17 protein-coding genes are annotated in these 20,207 nt (G+C 61.8%); 8 read left to right on the top strand and 9 right to left on the bottom strand.

Annotation, left to right across the window (positions count from 1 at the left end):
- Positions 1-33 precede the first annotated feature (33 nt).
- From lptD to N0P34_RS14645, 3 genes are read right to left on the bottom strand one after another with little or no spacing between them, the layout of a single operon-like run.
- The gene (lptD, locus tag N0P34_RS14655) at positions 34-2,334 is read right to left on the bottom strand and encodes an LPS assembly protein LptD (RefSeq protein ID WP_275603964.1); all 2,301 of its coding nucleotides are present in this window, start codon (positions 2,332-2,334) and stop codon (positions 34-36) included.
- Entirely contained in the window at positions 2,331-3,401 is a 1,071-nt protein-coding gene (locus N0P34_RS14650; RefSeq protein ID WP_275603963.1) for an LptF/LptG family permease, read from the bottom strand. The genes lptD and N0P34_RS14650 overlap by 4 nt, the downstream gene beginning before the upstream one ends.
- On the bottom strand, positions 3,398-4,465 hold the full coding sequence (locus N0P34_RS14645; RefSeq protein ID WP_275603962.1) for an LptF/LptG family permease: 1,068 nt from the start codon (positions 4,463-4,465) through the stop codon (positions 3,398-3,400). The genes N0P34_RS14650 and N0P34_RS14645 overlap by 4 nt, the downstream gene beginning before the upstream one ends.
- A gap of 186 nt (positions 4,466-4,651) precedes the next feature.
- Here N0P34_RS14645 and N0P34_RS14640 point away from each other — a divergent pair, with 186 nt between their 5' ends.
- A complete protein-coding gene (locus tag N0P34_RS14640) occupies positions 4,652-5,098 on the top strand; it encodes a DNA polymerase III subunit chi (RefSeq protein WP_275603961.1) in 447 nt (148 codons plus the stop codon).
- Positions 5,095-5,712, top strand: coding sequence for a YitT family protein (locus tag N0P34_RS14635; RefSeq protein ID WP_275603960.1), 618 nt, complete (start codon positions 5,095-5,097; stop codon positions 5,710-5,712). Before N0P34_RS14640 ends, N0P34_RS14635 begins: the two co-directional genes overlap by 4 nt.
- A 38-nt stretch (positions 5,713-5,750) precedes the next feature.
- Here N0P34_RS14635 and N0P34_RS14630 read toward each other — a convergent pair whose 3' ends face one another.
- The 3 genes from N0P34_RS14630 to N0P34_RS14620 form a co-directional block, all read right to left on the bottom strand.
- Positions 5,751-6,569 carry a DUF4344 domain-containing metallopeptidase gene (locus N0P34_RS14630; RefSeq protein ID WP_275603959.1) on the bottom strand — a complete coding sequence of 273 codons (819 nt, stop codon included), beginning with the start codon at positions 6,567-6,569 and terminating at the stop codon, positions 5,751-5,753.
- A 33-nt stretch (positions 6,570-6,602) separates the two neighbouring features.
- A complete protein-coding gene (locus N0P34_RS14625) occupies positions 6,603-7,463 on the bottom strand; it encodes a DUF4344 domain-containing metallopeptidase (RefSeq protein ID WP_275603958.1) in 861 nt (286 codons plus the stop codon).
- Positions 7,464-7,550: 87 nt separating this feature from the next.
- Positions 7,551-9,422 carry an ABC-F family ATP-binding cassette domain-containing protein gene (locus N0P34_RS14620; RefSeq protein WP_275603957.1) on the bottom strand — a complete coding sequence of 624 codons (1,872 nt, stop codon included), beginning with the start codon at positions 9,420-9,422 and terminating at the stop codon, positions 7,551-7,553.
- 230 nt (positions 9,423-9,652) lie between these two features.
- On the opposite strand from N0P34_RS14620, the gene N0P34_RS14615 reads away from it, so the two are divergent.
- The 3 genes from N0P34_RS14615 to N0P34_RS14605 all read left to right on the top strand — a co-directional run bounded on the left by N0P34_RS14615 (position 9,653) and on the right by N0P34_RS14605 (position 12,663).
- Positions 9,653-10,033: a hypothetical protein gene (locus tag N0P34_RS14615; RefSeq protein ID WP_275603956.1), complete on the top strand. Its 381-nt coding sequence runs from the start codon at positions 9,653-9,655 to the stop codon at positions 10,031-10,033.
- Between the two features lie 126 nt (positions 10,034-10,159).
- Positions 10,160-10,582 (top strand): nucleoside-diphosphate kinase, encoded by a 423-nt coding sequence (gene ndk / locus N0P34_RS14610; protein ID WP_275603955.1) that lies wholly within the window; start codon positions 10,160-10,162, stop codon positions 10,580-10,582.
- Positions 10,583-10,791: 209 nt separating this feature from the next.
- Positions 10,792-12,663, top strand: a complete 1,872-nt coding sequence (locus N0P34_RS14605; protein WP_275603954.1) for a DEAD/DEAH box helicase — start codon at positions 10,792-10,794, stop codon at positions 12,661-12,663.
- A gap of 18 nt (positions 12,664-12,681) precedes the next feature.
- Here N0P34_RS14605 and N0P34_RS14600 read toward each other — a convergent pair whose 3' ends face one another.
- Both N0P34_RS14600 and N0P34_RS14595 read right to left on the bottom strand, forming a co-directional pair.
- Positions 12,682-13,902 carry an MFS transporter gene (locus N0P34_RS14600; RefSeq protein WP_275603953.1) on the bottom strand — a complete coding sequence of 407 codons (1,221 nt, stop codon included), beginning with the start codon at positions 13,900-13,902 and terminating at the stop codon, positions 12,682-12,684.
- 91 nt (positions 13,903-13,993) lie between these two features.
- Entirely contained in the window at positions 13,994-14,587 is a 594-nt protein-coding gene (locus tag N0P34_RS14595; RefSeq protein WP_275603952.1) for a MarR family transcriptional regulator, read from the bottom strand.
- A 131-nt stretch (positions 14,588-14,718) separates the two neighbouring features.
- Between N0P34_RS14595 and N0P34_RS14590 the strand changes: the two genes are divergently transcribed.
- The 3 genes from N0P34_RS14590 (at position 14,719) to N0P34_RS14580 (ending at position 19,449) form a co-directional block, all read left to right on the top strand.
- A complete protein-coding gene (locus N0P34_RS14590; RefSeq protein WP_275603951.1) occupies positions 14,719-16,308 on the top strand; it encodes an MDR family MFS transporter in 1,590 nt (529 codons plus the stop codon).
- A gap of 233 nt (positions 16,309-16,541) precedes the next feature.
- On the top strand, positions 16,542-17,150 hold the full coding sequence (locus N0P34_RS14585; protein WP_275603950.1) for a hypothetical protein: 609 nt from the start codon (positions 16,542-16,544) through the stop codon (positions 17,148-17,150).
- Between the two features lie 196 nt (positions 17,151-17,346).
- Positions 17,347-19,449, top strand: a complete 2,103-nt coding sequence (locus N0P34_RS14580; protein ID WP_275603949.1) for a molybdopterin-dependent oxidoreductase — start codon at positions 17,347-17,349, stop codon at positions 19,447-19,449.
- Here the strand turns inward: N0P34_RS14580 and N0P34_RS14575 are convergent.
- Positions 19,437-20,204 carry a sulfite exporter TauE/SafE family protein gene (locus N0P34_RS14575; protein ID WP_275603948.1) on the bottom strand — a complete coding sequence of 256 codons (768 nt, stop codon included), beginning with the start codon at positions 20,202-20,204 and terminating at the stop codon, positions 19,437-19,439. The genes N0P34_RS14580 and N0P34_RS14575 overlap by 13 nt on opposite strands.
- Positions 20,205-20,207: the final 3 nt, after the last annotated feature.

Genomic DNA, 20,207 nt, shown 5'->3' with positions numbered 1-20,207 from the left:
AGGGCACGGCTGCCCGCATCCCCCGGCTCTCGTTCAAAACTGCGGCACCGATACATTCGTCGTGCCGCCAGCATTCAGTCCTGCCGGCGCCTTGAGCTGGAATGTCGCGGTCACGCGGGTGTCGTTGGGCGTTGTATGCGTCGCACCGGTGCGGGTCGCATTGGCGCCGAAGGCAAGGTAGCCGTCGTCGTAGTAGAGCCCGCCGCCAGCCTGCAGCCAGCTATTGCCGCCGATATCCCAGGCGGCGTTGCCCTTGAGGCTCCAATAATCGGAAACCGGCACGGTCAGCTCGCCGCCGATTTCGTGCTGGTCCTGTAGCGTCCCGACGTTCGCATTTGCAGCGATGTAGCGGTAATCGAGGGTTGCCGCGTAGCGCTCGAGGTCCAGCTTCATACCCGCTCCGGCCCGCGCCAATGCCCAGTCGTCGGTATCCACCTGCACCTTGCCGCCAAATGAAAGGCCCGGCGTGAACGATCCATAGGCGCCTAGGACCGCATAGGACGCCGCGCCCTCCATGCCCGAACCGCGGCTTGTCCCTGCTGGATCTGCCGCTGCGAACGCATTGGCACCCGCCAGTTGGAACGACTGCCCGCCGACGAGTTCAAGATAACCGCCGTCAGCGAAATTGGCCTGGTAGCGTGCGCCGATATTGGCCCGCAGCCCCGTTTCCTGCCGATCATAGCCGGAGAAACGGTTATAGCTGAACAGATTGGTGTCATCGAAGACAAAGCTTTGCGCATCGTCATTGGTGATGCCGACGAGGCTCGTGTCCGATCCGCGATAGACCATTTGCGCGATCGGCTCGATCAGGTGCATATCGGCGCCATTATGAGCGATCAGCGGATAGCGGATGTCCATGGCCGCGATCGGCGTTGCGCTGAAGAGGCTGGTTTCGCCGGGCATAAGCGGGCTCGTCCCGTCATAATAGGCGAGGTCCGTGCGAACGCCCGCATAGGGGGTGAACACCAGCCCGCTATTGATCCACTGCGTCTGCCAACCGGCCTGCAGTGTCGCGCGTGCCTTGTTGCCCGCATGGCCGAAAACATAGGGTACGCCATTCACCGTCCGGACTGCATCGGACTGGCGCTGCACACCCAGCAACTGGCCATCGATCGTCACCCGGCCCATGCCAGGTTCGAGATCCATCACATGGCTGAACCGTGTCACGGGTAGCGCCTTGCCCTGCTGAGACTGCTCCTGCGGCGTGATATTGCCGAGCAGGTTGAATTCCTGCAGCCGCACGTCAAAAAAGGTGTCGTCGGTCAGATGCGTGGCATAGACCTCGTTGACCGTGGATTTGGCCGTGGTCAGCCGATAGTCCTCGAGATAGGCCGCATCGGTAAAGGCAGTGTAGGACCACCCGGCGGACCAGGTCTCGATCGGCGTGAACGATCCCGAGGTCTGCAATGCCCCGCGCCAATCGCGATCGCCGACCGTGCCCGTGAAGGCCGCCGGGTCCCACTGATGCAGCCCCGATGCCTTGATCTGGAATGAGCCGGCATCGAAACGCTGAACCCACTCGGCGCCCATGAGGAAACCCTGCCGCGTCGTCGCGGTTGGCGTGAGGATGATGTCGGTCCAGCGATTGGTGTAGACCATGACCGGCACGCCGACGCGCAGCCCCGTCTTTTCGCTATAGTCGATGATCGGCATGCGCAGCGCCGAAAGCGCCTGATTGTCGGTACCCGGCAACCAAAGATAGGGCAGCCATGCGATCGGCATCCCGAGCAGGGAGAGCGTCGGCTGTTCGAGATAGACTGAGCCGTCTTCCGAATCGTGGACGATCCTGGCCGCATTGACGGACCAGCCTATCCGCCGCCCCTTGTCATCGATGCAGTCTCCGCACGGCGCATAGCCGGCATTGATCAACACCGATTGCAGAACGCTGTCATAGTCGACGCTGTCCGCGGTGATCCGCGCGCCGTCATACGAAGTTATGGTCAGCGCGTTGAGAAAGGCCTGTTTCATCCCGCCGCCAATGTCGAGCCCGTCGGTCTCCATGACATTGCCGAACGGATCGGTCACGCTCACGCGTCCGGTCAGCCGCACCTGGTTGCTGCGCCGATCAAACTCAAGCGTTTCCCCGCGAACCACATAGCCTTCATGCGACAGCACGACGTCACCCGAAGCCCGGATGACATTGGTGCGCGCATCGAATGTCAGGGTGTTGGCCTCCACGCCCGCATTGCCATTGGGGTTGACCGGGGCATTGAAGAAATTGTCGGGGACGAGGTTCTGGGCAAGGGCAGGGACAGCGGGCAAAAGGCACAGCGACACGCTCGCGAGCAGCGCGCGTCCAAGCCTTCCAAACCCCTGTCGGCCTATTGTCTTCACGTCCGCCCGTCTTCCTTATGCAGCAGCACCGTCACCCCGATGACGATGGCTACCAGTGCCGGTCCGACTGCCGCAAAAGTTGGGTCGAGAACGCCGGTCGACCCAGCGCGGTCGGCCATCTCGGTAATCACGAACACAACAAATCCGAGCACGATGCCGTAGAGGACCGCGGGACCTAGACTAGAGTTTCTTCGATAACCTGCGGTAAACGCAAAGGCAATGAAGAGAGAGCCGGTAAGCACAAGCGGAAGCGTCAGGAGCTTGATGAGCCGCATCGTCGCCGCGGACCGCACCGAAGGGTCCGAAACTCCCGTTTCCAGCAATTGAGCCAGGTCAAAGAAGGTCATGTCCTCGGTCGAGGCCAGGGAAAGCCGGATCTCCGCGGCACTGGATGTCGTTGGCAGCCGGTAATCGGGTATGAACCGCGCCGGTGCGTCGGGTGAGCGCGCGATCGTGTCAAAAAACACCCATGCGCCATTCTCCAGCACCGCATTTGCCGCTTCGATGCGCGGAATTTGATTGTGCATGAGGTGGAATACCGTCACGTCGCCCAATTCTGAACCGCCCGGCGACATGTGCCGCGCCAAGATGACGTAGTGGACGCCTTCGCCGCGTTGCTCCAGCCAGATTTCTCCCGGTGGGGTGAGAAGCGCCGCCTGTCCCGGCGGGGTCGGATAAAGTTCGCGATTGATTTGCGTGCTGACGGTCTCGGCGCCCAGCGCCACCAGAAAGCTCACCCCGATAAGCGCCAGGGTCGGCGCGCGCACGGCCCGCCAGATCGAGATGCCGCTGGCCTTGATGACGGTCAATTCATGCTTTGCCTTGAGATCGGCAAGCCCCAGGATTGCTCCCATCAGCACCGTCACCGGCAATGTCTTGATCGTCCATCGCACCGCGCTCATGGCGACCATGACAAGGGCCATGAAGACGCCATTGCTCTCGGCCACGGCATTGAACCGCCACGTGTCGAGCGATTCCACGAGGGCGATGAGGCCATAAAAGATGAAGACCGTCGCGCCGATGCGCCCGGCCAGTCGTCTGAGGATGAGCCAGTCGATTCGTGTCATGCGGCAATGCTCCTCGGCCGCCTCGGCCAGAGCCGATAGGCGAGAATGCCGCCCGAGAGCACGATCAACACCACGGCCCCAGTGCCAACGCCAAGGGGGCTATAGGTGCCGATGCCGCGTTCGCCAAACGCCACCAGCATCACCACGGCCTCGAGCGGCACGGGAATGCGCGCCCGCCGTCCGCTGGGAAAAGCGGCAATGGCTAGAGCAAAGAGGCAGATGGCAATCACCCTGAGCGCCTCTGCCGAACGATCCAGCAATCTTTGCATCGCCGGCTCGGAGAGCTGCCCCGTCGCCGCTGCCTCGGAAAGGAGCTCGAAACTGTCGCGCTCCGCCAGGGAGTCGCCAAAGGCCAGCGGTTGGCTCAGACTATCGACGCTGAGATCGTAGCGGGTAAACCGGACCTCGGAATAGCGCCCGTCCTCCTGCACATATTGCAGCGACCCATTGCGCAGCTCGAGCACGTAGTTTTGCCCGTCACTCGATATTTGAGCGCTCTCGGCGATGAAGGTGCGCCGGGTCTCCGGCGACCGCCGGTCATCCGCGAAAAACTCGCGGATTTCCCCTGCGCCCTCGCGCCCCCCGATCAGCAAAATGACCCCCGGCGTCACCTGGGTGAAACGACCCGGCCGCAGCGTCGAGCTGACCAGATCCGCCGCCACGCTGGCAGAAAGCTCGCTGAACTTGCGGTTGGCGTGGGGTTCCACCCAGTGGGCGAAGAGCAACACCGCCAGCACAGCGACGCCCGTAACCACTCCAGCGGCGCGCCAAAGACCGTTGACGCCTTTGCTCGTGTGAATGATGTGCAGCTCGTGGCTGTTCTGTAGTGCCGTCAGCGCCCGCACCAGGCCAATGCCGACACAGATGTAAAAGAAGGCCAGCGCCAATTGCGGCATCGTATAGAGCGCCTGCACGGCGAGCGTTACGAAACCCTGTCCCTTGACCGAAACCACGTCGAAAGAGCGCAGGCAATTGACCAGCCAGAGAAGCAGACACACGATGCCGAACAGCACGAGCGCGTCGGTGGCAAACAGGCGCGCCAGATAATTTGTCAGTCGTCTCATGCGCGTCCGCTAGCATTCCCCTGCGCCGCAAGTGTGGCCTGCAGAGCCTGCGCACCATGGTGCAGTTCGCCCATGCTGACAATTGCTTACAACCCTCTCCAAAAAATCGGTGGGAAATGTTGCGGTATTGCTGCGTTACAGCCACTCCGGTAGCGTTCCACCCGACACAGAGTTATAGGATCCCGCATGGCTGAAGTGCTGTTCTATCATCTCGAAGTGCGCCCCCTCGAAGCGGTCCTGCCCCAACTTCTCGAAAAGACCCTGGAGCGGGGTTGGCGCGCTGTCGTCGAATGCGGGTCGCGGGAACGCGCCGAGGCGCTCGACGCCCATCTCTGGACCTATCGGGACGACAGTTTTCTCGCCCACGGCCTTGCGGGTGAGGAAACGGACGCCCTCCAGCCCATCCTTCTCACCACCGATCAGGCCAATCCCAACAATGCGGGCGTCCGCTTCTTCGTCGCTCGCGCCGTGCCCCATTCCGCCGAGGACTACCAGCGCCTGGTCTACATGTTCTCCGGCCATGATCCTGATGCGGTAGCCGAAGCGCGCGAAGCCTGGCGAACACTACGCTCGGGTCATTTAGTCACCTATTGGCAGCAGGAAACAGACGGGCGCTGGTCGAAAAAAGCATGACACCCGATCTTTCGACCCCCAGCCGTCACAAGCTGCACGAAGACATCTTCGCCATGCTGATCGGCACCATTCTGGTGTCGCTGGGCATCGTCTTCTATTCGGAAGTCCATCTCGCCACGGGCAGCACGGCGGGCCTGGCGCTGCTGATCCAATATGTCACCGGCTGGCCTTTTGGCCTGCTCTTCTTTGCAATCAACCTGCCGTTCTATGTCCTCGCGGTGCTCCGCATGGGCTGGCCGTTCGCCATCAAGACCTTCGTCTCTGTGGCCATGGTGTCCTGGCTGACAATCCAGATCCCTTTCTGGCTGGACATAACCGCCATCCATCCGCTGTTCGCGGCGCTGGTCGGCGGTGGCCTCATCGGCTTGGGAATTCTCTCGCTCTTCCGCCACAAGGCCAGCGTCGGCGGTATCAACATCCTGGCCCTCTTCCTCCAGGATAATTTCGGGATCAGGGCCGGTTATTTCCAGCTTGGTGTGGACGCGGTCATTCTGGCAGCAGCCTTTTTCATCCTGCCGCTCGACCGCGTCATCTACTCGATCCTGGGGGCGCTGGTCCTCAACATGATCGTCGCCCTCAATCATCGTCCGGGCCGCTACGTTGGCTTCAGCTAGAGCGCTTTAGCCAGAGTAGGATCCCACGATGAGATGTCCTAGTCGCTGGATTCACCCCAACCCATGATGTCGTACAGATACATGTAGTACATGTACTCGGCCAATTCGTAGCAATAGATCACTTCGCTTTCGCTGGGATCGAAGAAGGCATTTGCCTCCCCGCACTGCGTCGCCCGGAAGGTCACTGTCTGGGGCAGGACATAGTTCTCCATGACCAGCTCGGCCGCATGCTCCATGATCCCGCGGCCTTCGAACTCTTCCGCGAATTTCGCGTATTCGCCCGCGTCCTCGTAGACGATCTTGATCGGCGCGCCATAATATTCGTCGTCCGTGTGGGGCTCGAGCAGCATTTCCCAGGAGCTTCGCGCCTGCTCATAGGTATAGGAGCAAGCCTCCTGCTGATCGGCGTCGATCTCGTAGGCGTCGGCTGTGTCCCCGAACGCATCGGCGTCCTTGCCGACCATCAGGCAGACCATGGCGTAGGCACGCTGAATGTCGAGGCTATGGTCGCTGTAATAGGAAAAGTCGTCCACGCCCGAGCCGGTGGAGTCGACGGCGTTGAAATACCAGCCATCGGCGGCATCGATCAGGGCATTGTAGCTGTCCGGATCGCTGTCATCGGTCAGCAGCCACACCGTGGCCAACGCGTCCACGGCGTCTTCCTCACGGCCCAGCACCGGCAGTCCGAGCTCGCTGATCAGCATATGGCCGATCTCGTGATACATGGTAAAGGTCGCATCATGCATGGCGAAGTCCATCGCATCGCTGAGGATGGACAACTCATCCTCCGCCTCGAGGGCAGGGGACAGGGCCGCCACAATGCAGGCCGCCAAAACGGTAGCACACAGGGTGCGCATTCATCGATCTCCGGAATATCTAGAGGCTGCCGCCTAAAAGCTCTTTGTCTTTTCTTTTCCCGCGCCACCCCCCTGGGGCACAGGCGCCGCCGGCTTTGGCAACTCGGCGGCATAGAGCTCCATATAATCCGTCATCAGCTCATAGCAGAAGATGATTTCTATGGTGTCGGGGTCATAAAATGCGTTCGCTTCGCCGCATCTTTTCGCGTTGAAACGCACCGGCCGGCGCAGGCTGAAATTCTCGCGCAGATCTTGGGCCACCTGGTCGAACACGCCGCTCGAGCGGAAAGCGTCCGCGGCCAGTCGCAATCGCCCGCCTGCATCGTGATAGGTCACGTTTACGACCGTGCTCTTCGCGTTTGCGGGCCGCTCGCTCAAAAGGCTCTTTATGCTGCGGTTGATCAGCCGGTAGTCCCACTGGCAGGTGTCCTGCCGCTCGTGGTCCATCGCATATTGATTGGCAATGGGCCGGAATGCCTTGCCGTCGCTGCCCACCATCATGCAGACGATCTGATAGGCCCTCTGCTTGTCGAGGCTGTGGCCAGCGGCATAGTCTTCCTCAAACTCTCCGCTTCCATAGGCAACGCCCGAGAGCTGCCAGCCCTTGGCCGCGTCGGCCAGCGCCTGGTCGGCTTCCTTGGATCGCTTGTTGAGCAGCATCCAGGTCGCGACATTGTCCGCCGCATCCTCTTCGCGGCCCAGCACGGGCAATTGCATCTGGTGCACCAGCAGGTGCGCCATTTCGTGGTAGAGCACGAAAAGACTGTTGTTGGCGGCAAAGCGGATGATTTCGGCGCGCTGCGCCTTGGTGTATCCCGTCAGGTCCTGTGCCTGGGCCGCCTGCGGAACCAGGGCCAATGCAGCCACGAGCAGAGACGCTAGAAAAACACGCATGACAAGCCCTTGCTGCCCGATCAGGCGCCAGCAGAGTGCAACAGCCGGGAGCTGTCAACTCGCGGCATGGATTGGCCTTTACGTTTTCTAATCGCGTTCGGCTTCCTCAAGCTCGGCGCTCAATGTCAGCCAGCTTTCCTCGATTGCCTCGAGTTCCGTGCTGAACCGGGCCTTGTCCTTGCCCAGTGCAATCAGGCGGTCGGCTGGGCCGTTATAGACGGTCGGGTCAGCCAGCTGCGCCTCGACTTTTTCGATCTCGGTCCTGAGCCGGGTCATCTTCTTGTCTGCGTCCGCGATCTTTTTCTTCAGCGGAGCGAGATCTGCCCGACGCGCTGCCGCTTCCTGGCGGGAAAGCTTGCGATCGCCCTTGGCGTCGCCGGAATTTTTCTTGGATTCTTTGTTCGACGTGATGCTGCGCTGGTAGCTGTCGAGATCCTCGTCGAGTTCGCGGATGGTGCCGTTCTCGGCAATCCACAGCGTGTCGCAGGTCGCCTCGATCAAATGGCGATCATGCGAGATGATGAAGACCGCGCCCTGATAGTCGTTGAGCGCGTGCACCAGCGCGTCGCGGCTGTCGATATCGAGATGGTTGGTCGGTTCGTCGAGGATCATCATCGCCGGGCCGCCGAAGGTGATCAGCCCCATGAGCAGACGCGCCCGCTCGCCACCGGAGAGATTTTTCGCCTTGGTATCCATGCGGCTGGTGGTCAAGCCCATCTGGGCCAGCCGACTGCGACGCTTGGCTTCGTTGTCATACGGCGTCAGCTCGACAACGTGCTCGAGCGGCGTCAATTCCGGCTTCAACTTGTCCATCTGGTGCTGCGCGAAATGCGCAATTTCCAGCTTCTTGTGGATTTTCATGCTGCCATCGATCACCGGGATATCCCCGGCCAGCAGCTTGGCGAAAGTGGACTTGCCATTGCCATTGACGCCGATCAGGGCGATGCGGGCATCGGGATCGATGCGCTGGGTCACATTGCGCAGGATGACCTTGTCGCCATAGCCGGTCGACACCCTGTCGAGCGTGATCATCGGCGTCGGCAGCTCGATCTTGGGCTGCTGGAATTGGAACGGCGCGCCGTGCTCATCGAACATTGCCGCCGGCGGGCGCAGCTTTTCGATCATCTTGACGCGGGCCTGGGCCTGCTTGGCCTTGGTGGCCTTCGCCTTGAAGCGATCCACGAATTTCTGCAGATGCGCGATTTGATCCAGCGTCTTGTCGCGGCTCTTGTTGTTGAGCTCCATCTGCATGCGGCGGGTGGTTTCGAAAGTGTCGTAATTGCCCTTGTAGAAGGTCAATTTGCGATGCTCGAGATGCACGATCGAATTGACCGCCTTGTTCAGGAGGTCACGGTCGTGGCTGATCAGGAAGACGGTGTATGGATAGGTGGAGAGATATTTCTCCAGCCAAAGCGTGCCTTCGAGGTCGAGATAGTTGGTCGGTTCGTCCAGCAGCAGCAGGTCGGGCTGGCTGAACAGCACTGCCGCCAGCGCCACGCGCATACGCCAACCGCCTGATAGCTCGTGGGTCGGCCCGTTCTGCCGGTCCTGCTCGAAGCCGAGACCCTTGAGGATCGCGGAGGCCCGGCCCTCCGCACTGTGGGCCTCGATTTCAGCGAGCCGCGTATGAATTTCCCCGATCCGGTTGGGGTCGGTCGCAATCTCGGCCTCTGCCAGCAGCGCCGTGCGCTCCTTGTCGGCGGCCAGCACCACGTCGAGCACGGTTTCATTGCCCGCTGGCGCTTCCTGGGCGACAGCGCCGATCCGCGCCTTCTTCGTCACCTCGATGCCGCCGGCGTCGGCGCCGATATGCCCCTGGATCAAATGGAACAGCGTCGTCTTGCCGGTGCCGTTCTTGCCCACGAAACCAGTCTTGGATCCCGTCGGAATAACTACCGAGGCATCGTCGAACAATTCGCGGCCCTGGATGCGGTAGGTGAGATTGGAAATGGTCAGCATGGCGGCAAACAGGAATCCGAGGGAAAGGCGCAGGCATCATTTGGCCCGACAGGGCAGGGAGCTGCGTAAAAATGTCTAGGCTGCTGGATAGAGGCAAGCCTCTGCCATGGCAACCGGCCAAAGCACTCTTGCGTCCACATGCCGGACACTTCGCCGCGGCGCTTCACAATTGTGCATCCAATCGCGCCGCGCAGCATTCTGCTCAAATGCCGAGCCTGAAAGGACGCCCCATGCTTGACGCCCGCCTTGCCCTCGCCCTCGTCGTTTCCGCCGGCCTTGCCGCGCCTGTCCTGGCGCAGGAGCAAACTCAGCGCCTCGAGGACCTCGACGCCACCCGCATTAACTCCTTCCAGATTCTCATCGATTTCGAGTATGGCGGTAGCGCTTGCGAAGCGATCGGCCGTGCTGAGCTCGGCGAAATGGTCAACGGCACGCTGGCCGTGACATTCCCCGCAACCGCCACATCCGAAGTCTGCACCATGCAGATTGAGGAGCATGAGATAAAACAGGCGATCGAAACCGAGGATCCAATCGACAATATCGACGTCACCCTTACCGGTACGGACGGTGCAATCATCGCCACCGGTTCCACATCGGTAGAACGCGACTAGGCGTGGCAGCCCGCTTTACACGCGATTTGCGGCAGATAGGCCCGGGTCTGTCGGGATGTCTTGCGCCAGCAAAACTCTCCCGCTAAAAGGCGCCATCATCCTAAGCAATAAGCAGGTCAACTCGCCATGGCGATCGAACGCACTTTCTCTATCATCAAGCCCGATGCCGTCCGTCGTAACCTCATCGGCAAGATCCTCACCAAGTTCGAGGAAGCCGGTCTGACCCCGATCGCCCTCAAGAAAATCCACATGACGCGCGAACAGGCCGAAGGCTTCTACGCTGTGCACAAGGAACGCCCCTTCTTTGGCGAACTGGTCGAGCAGATGATTGCGTCGCCGGTTGTCGTTCAGGTTCTCGAAGGCGAAAACGCCATTCTCAAGAACCGCGAAATCATGGGCGCCACCAACCCGGCAAACGCCGCTGAAGGCACGATCCGCAAGGAATTTGCTCTTTCCGTTGGCGAAAACTCCGTCCACGGTTCGGATGCTCCCGAGACCGCTGCCGAAGAAATCAAGTTCTTCTTCTCCGACGAAGAGCTGGTCGGCTAACGCCGCCGCAATCACGACTTTTGAGGCCGCCCAGCCGGGCGGCCTTTTTTTCTTTTCCTGTGGTATAGTGCCACTGAACGAATGCGCCCCCTTCTGCATTTCCCGCAGACCTTGGCGCCGAGATGCCCTTTTGCTTGCGAATTTTCCCGATTGTTGTGACGGGAGTGACTTCGTGCTCACGGGGCTAACCCGCTTTTGAAAGCCACGACATGTCACTTCCAGACTCTATTCTCCCAGCCATTGCCGGCGCTCTGGCCGCCAAGGGCTACGCCAATCTCACTGCTGTCCAGTCGGCCGTCATAGAAGACGAGACCGCGGGTCGCGACCTGCTCGTTTCCGCTCAGACCGGCTCGGGCAAAACCGTCGCTTTTGGCATGGCTATCGCCCCGACCATTCTGGGCGACGCTGATACACTGCCTGATGCTGAAGTTCCCCTAGCGCTGGTCATCGCCCCGACCCGCGAACTGGCCCTGCAGGTTCAGCGCGAACTCGAATGGCTTTATGCCAATCTCGACGCGCGCATCGTCGCCAGCGTCGGCGGCATGGATGCTCGCACCGAGCGACGTGCCCTCGAGCGCGGCGCCCACATTGTGGTCGGCACGCCCGGCCGCCTTCGCGATCACATCACTCGCGGCGCCCTCGACATGTCCGCCCTACGCGCTGTCGTCCTCGACGAAGCCGACGAAATGCTTGATCTCGGCTTCCGCGAAGATCTCGAGTTCATTCTCGCCGCCGCGCCGGAAGATCGCCGCACGCTGCTGTTCTCCGCAACAGTGCCACGCCCCATCGTGCAACTGGCCAAGACCTTCCAGCGCGATGCGCTGCGGATCTCCGCCACGAGCTCGGAAGAACAGCACGCCGATATCGACTACCGCCTGATGCTCGTGCCCGCGGCCGAGCGCGAAAACGCCGTCATCAACACCCTGCTGTGGTTCGACAGCGCCAATACCATCGTCTTCGCCTCCACCCGCGAAGGCGTGAAGCATCTCTCGGCACGCCTTCACAATCGCGGTTTCGACGTTGTCACTCTGTCGGGCGAGCTGAGCCAGGCGGAACGCACCAGCGCCCTGCAGTCGATGCGCGATGGTCGCGCTCGCATCTGTGTCGCCACCGACGTGGCCGCCCGCGGCATTGACCTGCCCAATCTTGATCTCGTCATCCACGCCGATCTGCCCACCAATGCCGATACGCTGCTGCACCGTTCGGGCCGCACCGGTCGCGCCGGCCGCAAGGGCACCAGCGTCATCATCGCCGGTGCGCATCGTCGCGGCGTCGCCCAGCGCATTCTGCGCACCGCCAAGCTCGACGTTTCTTTGATGACGCCGCCCCTGGCCTCCGAGATCGAGGAAAAATACAAGGAAGCCATCCTTTCCTCCGAAACGATCAAGGCTCCGGAAAATGGTGACGAAGCGCAGCTGGTCAGCCAGCTGCTCGAGCGTCACACCCCCGAGGCCATTGCCGCCGCCTATCTCCGCCAGCAGCTTGCTGCCCGTCCGATCCCCGAGGATGTGACGGCCCAGGAAGCCGGCGCGGCGCTCGACACGCGTGCCCCGCGCACCCGCGAGCGCTTCGAGGGCGGCACCTGGTTCCGTGTCAATGTCGGCCGCAAGCAGCGTGCCGAACCGCGTTGGCTCCTGCCCATGTTGTGCAAGGCCGGCAAGACCACCAAGGGCGATATCGGCTCGATCCGCATCTTCGACACCGAAAGCCTTTTTGAAATCGCCGCCGACAAGGCCGACGCCTATGCGCGCACGATTGCCAAGAACGGTTCCGGCGAGAAGGGGATAACCATCTCCCCGGTCGAGGGCGACATGCCGGTCGCAGAGCGGTCCGAGCGCCCCAAGAGCAAGCGTCCTGACTTCGATTCCGCACCGCGCGGCGAACGTCCGGAACGCAAGACCTGGAGCAAGGACGGCGACGATGCCTCCAAGCGTCGGCCCGCTGCCGCCAAGGACAAGCCAGCCTTCAAGTCGGACAAGCCCTACAAGGAGAAGACCTTCTCCAAGGATAAGGGCAAGCCGACCTGGTCCAAGGATGGCGACAAGCCACGTGCACCCAAGCGCAAGCCCGCAAACGGCTGATCTGATGCAGGCGGGCGCCTAAATTCTGGCGCCCGCCGCTTTCTGCCTGGCACCCAGCCGGCCGGTATTGCCCAGCGCCAAAATGATGGCTCCAGCCACCGAAAGTACGGCGGCGACCATCAGGGCGAAGCGGTAGTCTCCGCCGGCCGCCAGTACGCCGAACGCCGTCGCGCCGAGAAGGTTGGCCGCAATAGCCACCACATCCAACAGCGACGTTGATAGTCCGACCCGATCCTTGATCGCCTCCTGCACATAGGAGAGGCTGATGGTCATCAGCGCCGCCGTGCCCAGGCCGTTAAGGACGAGCAGCCAGAACAGTTGCGTAACGGTGCCGATCTGGCTGGCAAGCCCGATGAACACCGCCATCACCACACCGGCCCCAGCGAGCAGCGTCTCCTTGGACAGCCGGTTGCCGAGATAGCCCAGGAGCAGCAGGGACGGGACCTCGATGGCCGCGGTGATCCCCGCATAGAGGCCGACATCGGTCAGGCTTCCGCCGAGGTCAGTGACGATGGAAAGGGGGATGGTGAAGGTAAAGAGCCGCGATCCGCCGGTCATCACCACCAGCCCGATCAGCCCCGCCAAAATGCCCGGTTGCAGGGCGAAGCTCGACCGCCAGTCGCCACCCTCAAGCCGCCTGGGCGCCGAAGCCTCGATGCGTGTCGCCGGGTCGCGCATCAGCGCCGCATAAATACCCGCGATGGCCGCGTAGCTCAGGGCCGATGCGAGATAGACGTTGAAGATGTTGAACTCAGCCGCGATCCAGCCTGCCAGCGGCGGCACGACGATCCAGGCGATGGTAAACACAGTCCGCAGAGCCGTGACCATGAAGTCCGCCCGCTCCGGGCGGTGCCTTGCGTAATAGACCCGTACATAGCCAAAGCACTGCGAATAGCAGGCCCCCGCAACCGGCATGATCACGCCCATGGCTAAGGCAAAACTGGCCTGCGTGGGCCAGACGAAGATCATCCCATGGGCAACCATTCCGGCCAGCGCGGTCATCAGCACCAGCAGGCGACGGTCGGGCAGCTTGTCCGAAATATAGCCCAGGCCCACTGAGACGAACGTCGCCAACACGGAGCCGACTGCCATGATCGTGGCGAACAGCGCCGGCGACAAACCAAGCGTGTCCACCCCGGCCAGCGACGCATAGGGAATGGTCGCGGCGTAGGTCACGCCCGAAAAGAACATGTTGGCCCCGAGCAGCGCCGTGACCGGCATGCGAGATTGATCGGTCATGGTGTCCCCCCTCAAGGAGGCACAGAGCTATTGGCTCAACTTCACCCTGTCCAATCAAAAAACAGGCGCCCGCCCATTCCTGGAATTGATACTAGCGAGGCGCCTGTATCGATTTGGACAGTTCTTCGATGTCGTCTGCGAATTTTTCGGCGGACCGGCCCATGCCTTCGTTCCAACTGGCAAAGCGCTGCAGCAGGGGCACGAAAACAGCCAGATCCTCGGCGGACCAGCCGGAGAAAAAATCCCCCATGACGAGAAATTTGTATGCCCGCACTGCGTCTACCAGCGCGCGACCCCGTTCGGTGAGCTCGATAATGGTGCGTCGCGCGTCGGCCTGACTCACAGCGCGCCGGGCAAAGCCGCGCTCCACCATTTCGCTCACCACCCGGCTGGCGCGGGAAGGATCGATACCCAGCCGCTCGGCCACTGTCGCGATCATTGTCTCGCCACTGGCCTCGCCGAATTCCGGGGTAGGGCCCTCTATCGCGATCAGCACGTCCAATTGGGCCAGATCTATGCCGGCCTTGAGATCGATAAGGGCTTTGTGGCCCATTTCGCGCCGCATCGCCCGCCGGCGCCAGCGCTGCAGCAGCGCGTCGACAGTCAGGACGACATCGGTCGTCTCCGGACTGATCCCCGCCTTTTCGAGCAGGGCATTGATCGCGCTCGCATTGTTGTCAGCCATTTCGGCCCCTATTCACTGCTAATGACAATTGCATGCTGTTGACATGTAATTGCTAACGGCACATGTATGGTGTCAATCATTCTATAGCAAGGGCCTGGCTGCTCAAAAGGCGCCCGCCCGGGATTTGCCTGATGTCAGATACTCAGTCACCAGCCGAAACGGCGCCGGTTCAATCCGTGCGCCTGATCATCGGCGCCATCGCAACCACCATTTTCCTCGCATCCCTGGGCCAGACCATTGTCTCGGCGGCCCTGCCCATCATTGTCGGCCAGCTTGGCGGCCTTGAACACCTGACTTGGGTGGTCATCGCCTATCTCCTCAGCTCCACCGTTGTGGCGCCCATTTATGGCAAGCTCGGCGATCTCTACGGCCGCAAGATCGTGCTCCAGATCGCCATCGTGCTGTTCCTGATCGGCTCGGTGCTCTCCGCTTCCGCCAATTCCATGACCTTCCTCATTGCCGCCCGTGCCATCCAGGGCCTCGGCGGTGGCGGGCTGATGGTCATCGCCATGACCGTCGTTGCCGACGTGATCCCCGCCCGCCAGCGCGGCAAGGTGCAGGGCCTGTTCAGCGCCGTATTCGGCGTTTCGGCCATTGCCGGCCCGATCTTCGGCGGCTTCATCGTCGAACACTTCTCCTGGCAGTGGATCTTCCTGCTCAACCTGCCCGTGGGCATCGTTGCGCTCGTCGTCATCACCATGGTGCTCAAGCCCAAGGGCGAGCGCGTCAAGCGGTCGGTCGACTATCTCGGTTTCGTCCTGCTCTCCACCAGCCTCACCGCGCTGGTGCTCGCCACCTCGCTCGGGGGCACCACCTGGGCCTGGACGTCGCCGCAGATCATCGGCCTCGCCATTCTTGCAGCTGTTGTCCTGGCCGCCTTCCTCTATGTCGAGACGAAGGCCGCAGAGCCGGTCCTGCCGCTGGTTCTCTTCCGCAACCAGACCTTTACCCTCTTCAACGCGGTGGGTTTTCTCGTCGGCATTGCCATGTTCGGCTCGATCACCTTCCTGCCGCTCTATTTGCAGATGGCAAAGGGTGTTTCCCCCACCGCTTCTGCCATGCAATTGGTCCCGATGATGGCAGGCATGATCGGTGCGTCAATGTCCTCAGGCTTCCTGATGACGCGAACCGGCCACTACCGCTTCCTTCCGCGCCTTTCGACCGCCATTCTCACTATTGGCCTTGTCCTGCTCGGCTTCATGCAGCTCGATACGCCGACCTGGCAGGTGAGCCTTTATATGCTGATGATCGGCGTCGGCATCGGTCCGGTGAACAGCGTCAGCGTCACGGCCATTCAGAACGCGACCCCTCCGGCAATGGTCGGCGTCGCCACCGCCGGGGCAACATTGTTCCGCCAGATCGGCGGCTCGATCGGCATTTCGGTCCTCGGTGCGCTGTTCTCGGCCGGGCTCAATTCCCGTCTCGCCAATATTCTGCCCGAGGGCACGGAGGGGGCTGGCTCGTTCTCCCCCGGCATGGTCGAAGGCCTGCCCGTGGAGCTGCGCGCACAGGTGCTTGAGGCTCTCGCCTCCGCACTGCATCCCGTATTCTTCGTTGCGGCCGGTTCTGCGGCGCTCGCCTTTGTCTTCACCATGCTGGTCGAGGAACGCCCCTTCGTTTCAGGGTCGCGTGCGAAGGCCCAGAAGGTCGAGATCGAATCCGATGAAAACGCTCTCGCCGCTGCCGGCGCAGGGCCCGCACCCGCGTCGCAAGCCGGGTAGGTTCAGCGCACCCGAAAACGGGAAAACGCGTGAGTTTTCAGTTCTTGGCGGGCGGGCCCCAGGTCCGCCCGCGGTCCATTCCGGGGCAGGGCGCGGTGGCGGCTTTGTCACACATGTGTTCGCCGCCATGCTTATGGCAAAATTGTGAATAGCCAAATCGCAACGCGCGCCCTCTCTTATTGTCATCAACCGCCGAGTAGCGTCGTAGGCCTGACTTTTTTGGAGACCTCAGAGTGCCCTTGCGTTGGCAGGAAGTGGCTTTGCCACTCATCGTGATCACAATCCTCATCGCCCTCAAATATGTGCCTGCCACGGCTCATCTTCCGCTATCCCGCGCGGCCGGCGTGGTCGCTTTCGGCTACGCGGCCTTCCTCGCGCTTCGCCTCGTTCAACCTGAGGAAGCGGTCATGGTCGATGGGTGGTCCGAACTGCGTCCTTCCATGGTTGAATATTTTGCCTGCTATGGCGCCGCCGCCCTGGCCGCTGTTATTCTCTCCGCCATAATCTTCATGGGGGGCTCTGCCGACACGGCGCAATTGGTGGCCGCCTATGCGGCGGTCCTCCTGCTCGCAGGCGGCGCGCTCGGCATCGGGCTTGTGGGCCTCTTCACCCGCGTCCGCTGGGATTTCAAGCGCGTTGAGCATCGCAACGCCTTCGGCCGCCACACGTCGATCGACTGGTCCGAAGTCCGCTCTGTTTCCCCCAATTGGCGCGGCATCACCATCTCCACCGGCGACACGGGCATCACCTTCTCTCAATTCCATGGCGGCGCCGCCGAACTCGCCAAACACGCCACCCAACGCGCCCGCCGCAATACGGCAAGTGCTGCGGTCCCAGCCTAGGCCCCACCCAATTTCTCCCTTAAGGCGAGGAAGAGCCCATCGCTGGCTCACTATCCTCACCACGAACTCGATAGATCCCTCCCCCTACCAGGGGGAGGTCAGGTGGGGGTCTCTGCCCAGCCCCATAACCTTCACGAATACCCCCCATCACCACAATACGATTGTGACGACGCTTCGCCTCCGCTAGCGTCGCCGCATGAACGACCTCAGCCCGCTTCGCACCATCCGCTCCGTCTGCCCGCACGACTGCCCGTCGGTCTGTGCCCTCGATGTCGACATCCTGCCGGACGGCACAGTTGGCCGCGTGCGCGGCGCCAAGGATGATCCCTATACGGCTGGCGTGATCTGCGAAAAGGTGGCCCGCTACGCCGAGCGTATCCATCACCCCGAGCGTCTGTTGCACCCCATGCGCCGTATCGGTCCCAAGGGGGCAGGGCAGTGGCAACAGATTTCCTGGGATGAAGCCCTGGATGAGATCGCCGCGCGCTTTCTCCAGGTGGAGCAGAACTCCGGCCCTGAATCGGTCTGGCCCTATTTCTATGCCGGAACCATGGGCCATGTGCAGCGCGATGGCATAGAGCGCCTGCGCGCCGTGCGCGGCTATTCGCATCAATACGACACCATCTGCACCGGTCTTGCCTGGCCAGGCTATATCGCCGGCACGGGTCTGCTGGGCGGGGTCAATCCCGAGCAGATGGCCGAGAGCGACTGCGTCGTCATCTGGGGAACCAATGCGGTGCACACCCAGGTCAATGTCATGACCCACGCGATGAAGGCGCGAAAGACGCGCGGGGCCAAGATCGTGGTCATCGACATCTATCGCAATGCGACCATGCAGCAGGCCGATATGGGCCTCGTCCTGCGTCCCGGCACCGATGGCGCTCTCGCGGTCGCCACAATGCACATCCTCCTGCGCGACGGCCTCGCCGACCGCGCCTACATGGCCCGCTACACCGATTTCTCGCCTGATTTTGAAGCCCATCTCAAGACCCGGACGCCCGAATGGGCGGCCGAGATCACCGGCCTAACCGTCGCCGACATCGAGGCGTTCGCCCATCTCGTCGGCGCAACGCCAAGATCGTTCTTCCGCCTGGGCTATGGCTTCTCCCGCCAGTCCAACGGCTCGACTGCCATGCATGCGGCGCTCTCCATTCCGGCCATGACCGGTGCATGGCAGCATCGTGGCGGCGGCGCCTTCCATTCCAATTCCGGCACCTGGGGTCTCGACAAGTCACGGCTCGAAGGCACTCACCTGCAAAAGGGCACGCCGCGCCTTCTCGATATGTCCGAGATCGGCCCGATCCTCACCGGCGACAAGGTGGCCCTGCAGGGCGGTGCACCGGTCCATGCCATGATCGTGCAGAACACCAATCCGGCCTCCGTCGCGCCGAACCAGAACCTCGTCCGCGAGGGTTTGATGCGCGAGGATCTGTTCCTAGTCGTCCATGAGCAGTTCATGACTGAGACGGCTGAATTGGCCGACATCGTCCTGCCGGCGACCATGTTCCTCGAACACAACGACTATTACACCCGTGGCGGCCACACCCGCATCCTCTACGGCCCCGCCATCATCGACAAACCGGGCGATACCCGCTCCAATCACGAGGTCATCAACGCGCTGGCCCTTCGTCTTGGTAGCCAGGATCCCGTTTTCAACACCACCGATCGTCAGGTCGTCGCCGATACCTTCGCTCGCTCCGGCCTGACGCCGCTAGAAGAGGTCGAAAAAACCGGCTTCGTCGACAAGGAGCGTCCGGACGATGTCGCCCGCTTTGCCAACGGTTTTGGCTGGGCGGATGGCCGTTATCGCTTCGAGCCGGATTGGAACGCGGTTTCGCGTCTCAAGGGCTATCGCTGGGTTTGCGATCCCGCAATCATGCCGCGCTTTGCCGATCACTGGGACATCACCGAAAAGCCCGACGCCGAGCATCCGTTCAAACTTGCCACCAGCCCGGCGCGTGCCTTCCTCAACTCGTCCTTCAACCAGACGGCGGGCAGTCTCAAGCGCGAAGGCGGCCCATCGGTGTTCATGCACCCCGACGACGCCGCACGCCTCGCCCTCGCCGATGGCGATGCCGTCACTGTCGGAAATCGGCGTGGGTCTGTCGAGTTGACCCTGCGCATCACCGACGTGGTTACGACGGGCGTGCTGGTCGCCGAGGGCCTTCACCGAAATTCCGCACACCGCGGCGCAAAAGGTATCAATGTGCTAACGAATTCGACGCCGGCGCCACCTTTTGGCGGCGCCGTTTTCCACGATTGCACCGTGTGGGTGCGTCCCTCCGATCAGGCGATATAAGCCGTCCAGAAGAAATAGAGCGTCATCCCGATCCCGTAGATGATAACGCCCGTCCGGATCCAGTTGGTGGGGATGAATTTCGCAAGCCGTGCAGCAGCATAGCCGCCGATCGTCACGCCCACGAGGGCGATCGAACCATGGTAGAAATCGATCGTCCCGCCCAGGGCGAAGCGGACCACCGCGACCAGCGCAACTATTGAGGAAATATAGAGTTTTAGCCCGTTCATGGCGTGAATGTCTGTCATCCCGGCCATGGCCAGAAATGCCAGCAGCAAGATGCCCAGACCGGCATTGAAGAACCCGCCATAGACGCAGACCGCGGCCAGCAATCCCAGCAGCAGCACGGCGCCGAGCGCCTTCATCCCGCGCCGCTCGCCACCCCGCGCCTTGATCATGGTATTGATCTGGTTTCCGAACACGAAAAGCGCGACCGCAAACGCCATAAGCCACGGAACAACCTTGGAAAATTGCTCGTCGGACACAACCAGCAGGAGTTCGGCGCCGACATAGCCAAACAGTGCTGCCACCACCCCATAACTGATCAGTCGGTCCTTGTAGGCCGCCATGGACTTCCAATAGCCCATCGCGCCGCTGGCATAGCCGGGCAGGGCGGCATAGGTATTCGAGGCATTCGCCAACACCGGAGGCACCCCTGCGAACAGCAGCGCCGGAAACACAATAAACGATCCGCCTCCGGCCAGTGAATTGACGGCGCCGCCAATAAGTCCTGCCAAAAGCAGCATAATTTCAGTCATATT

Source organism: Devosia sp. FJ2-5-3, from assembly GCF_029201545.1.
GTDB lineage: Bacteria > Pseudomonadota > Alphaproteobacteria > Rhizobiales > Devosiaceae > Devosia.
The sequence above is the reverse complement of the archived record's forward strand: the minus strand, read 5'-3'. Positions and strand labels throughout refer to the sequence as shown.

Coding starts and splice junctions, on each gene's coding strand:
- N0P34_RS14650 (WP_275603963.1), bottom strand. CDS start 3,401: ATGACACGAATCGACTGGCTCATCCTCAGACGACTGGCCGGGCGCATC.
- N0P34_RS14645 (WP_275603962.1), bottom strand. CDS start 4,465: ATGAGACGACTGACAAATTATCTGGCGCGCCTGTTTGCCACCGACGCG.
- N0P34_RS14640 (WP_275603961.1), top strand. CDS start 4,652: ATGGCTGAAGTGCTGTTCTATCATCTCGAAGTGCGCCCCCTCGAAGCG.
- N0P34_RS14635 (WP_275603960.1), top strand. CDS start 5,095: ATGACACCCGATCTTTCGACCCCCAGCCGTCACAAGCTGCACGAAGAC.
- N0P34_RS14630 (WP_275603959.1), bottom strand. CDS start 6,569: ATGCGCACCCTGTGTGCTACCGTTTTGGCGGCCTGCATTGTGGCGGCC.
- N0P34_RS14625 (WP_275603958.1), bottom strand. CDS start 7,463: ATGCGTGTTTTTCTAGCGTCTCTGCTCGTGGCTGCATTGGCCCTGGTT.
- N0P34_RS14620 (WP_275603957.1), bottom strand. CDS start 9,422: ATGCTGACCATTTCCAATCTCACCTACCGCATCCAGGGCCGCGAATTG.
- N0P34_RS14615 (WP_275603956.1), top strand. CDS start 9,653: ATGCTTGACGCCCGCCTTGCCCTCGCCCTCGTCGTTTCCGCCGGCCTT.
- ndk (WP_275603955.1), top strand. CDS start 10,160: ATGGCGATCGAACGCACTTTCTCTATCATCAAGCCCGATGCCGTCCGT.
- N0P34_RS14605 (WP_275603954.1), top strand. CDS start 10,792: ATGTCACTTCCAGACTCTATTCTCCCAGCCATTGCCGGCGCTCTGGCC.
- N0P34_RS14600 (WP_275603953.1), bottom strand. CDS start 13,902: ATGACCGATCAATCTCGCATGCCGGTCACGGCGCTGCTCGGGGCCAAC.
- N0P34_RS14595 (WP_275603952.1), bottom strand. CDS start 14,587: ATGGCTGACAACAATGCGAGCGCGATCAATGCCCTGCTCGAAAAGGCG.
- N0P34_RS14590 (WP_275603951.1), top strand. CDS start 14,719: ATGTCAGATACTCAGTCACCAGCCGAAACGGCGCCGGTTCAATCCGTG.
- N0P34_RS14580 (WP_275603949.1), top strand. CDS start 17,347: ATGAACGACCTCAGCCCGCTTCGCACCATCCGCTCCGTCTGCCCGCAC.
- N0P34_RS14575 (WP_275603948.1), bottom strand. CDS start 20,204: ATGACTGAAATTATGCTGCTTTTGGCAGGACTTATTGGCGGCGCCGTC.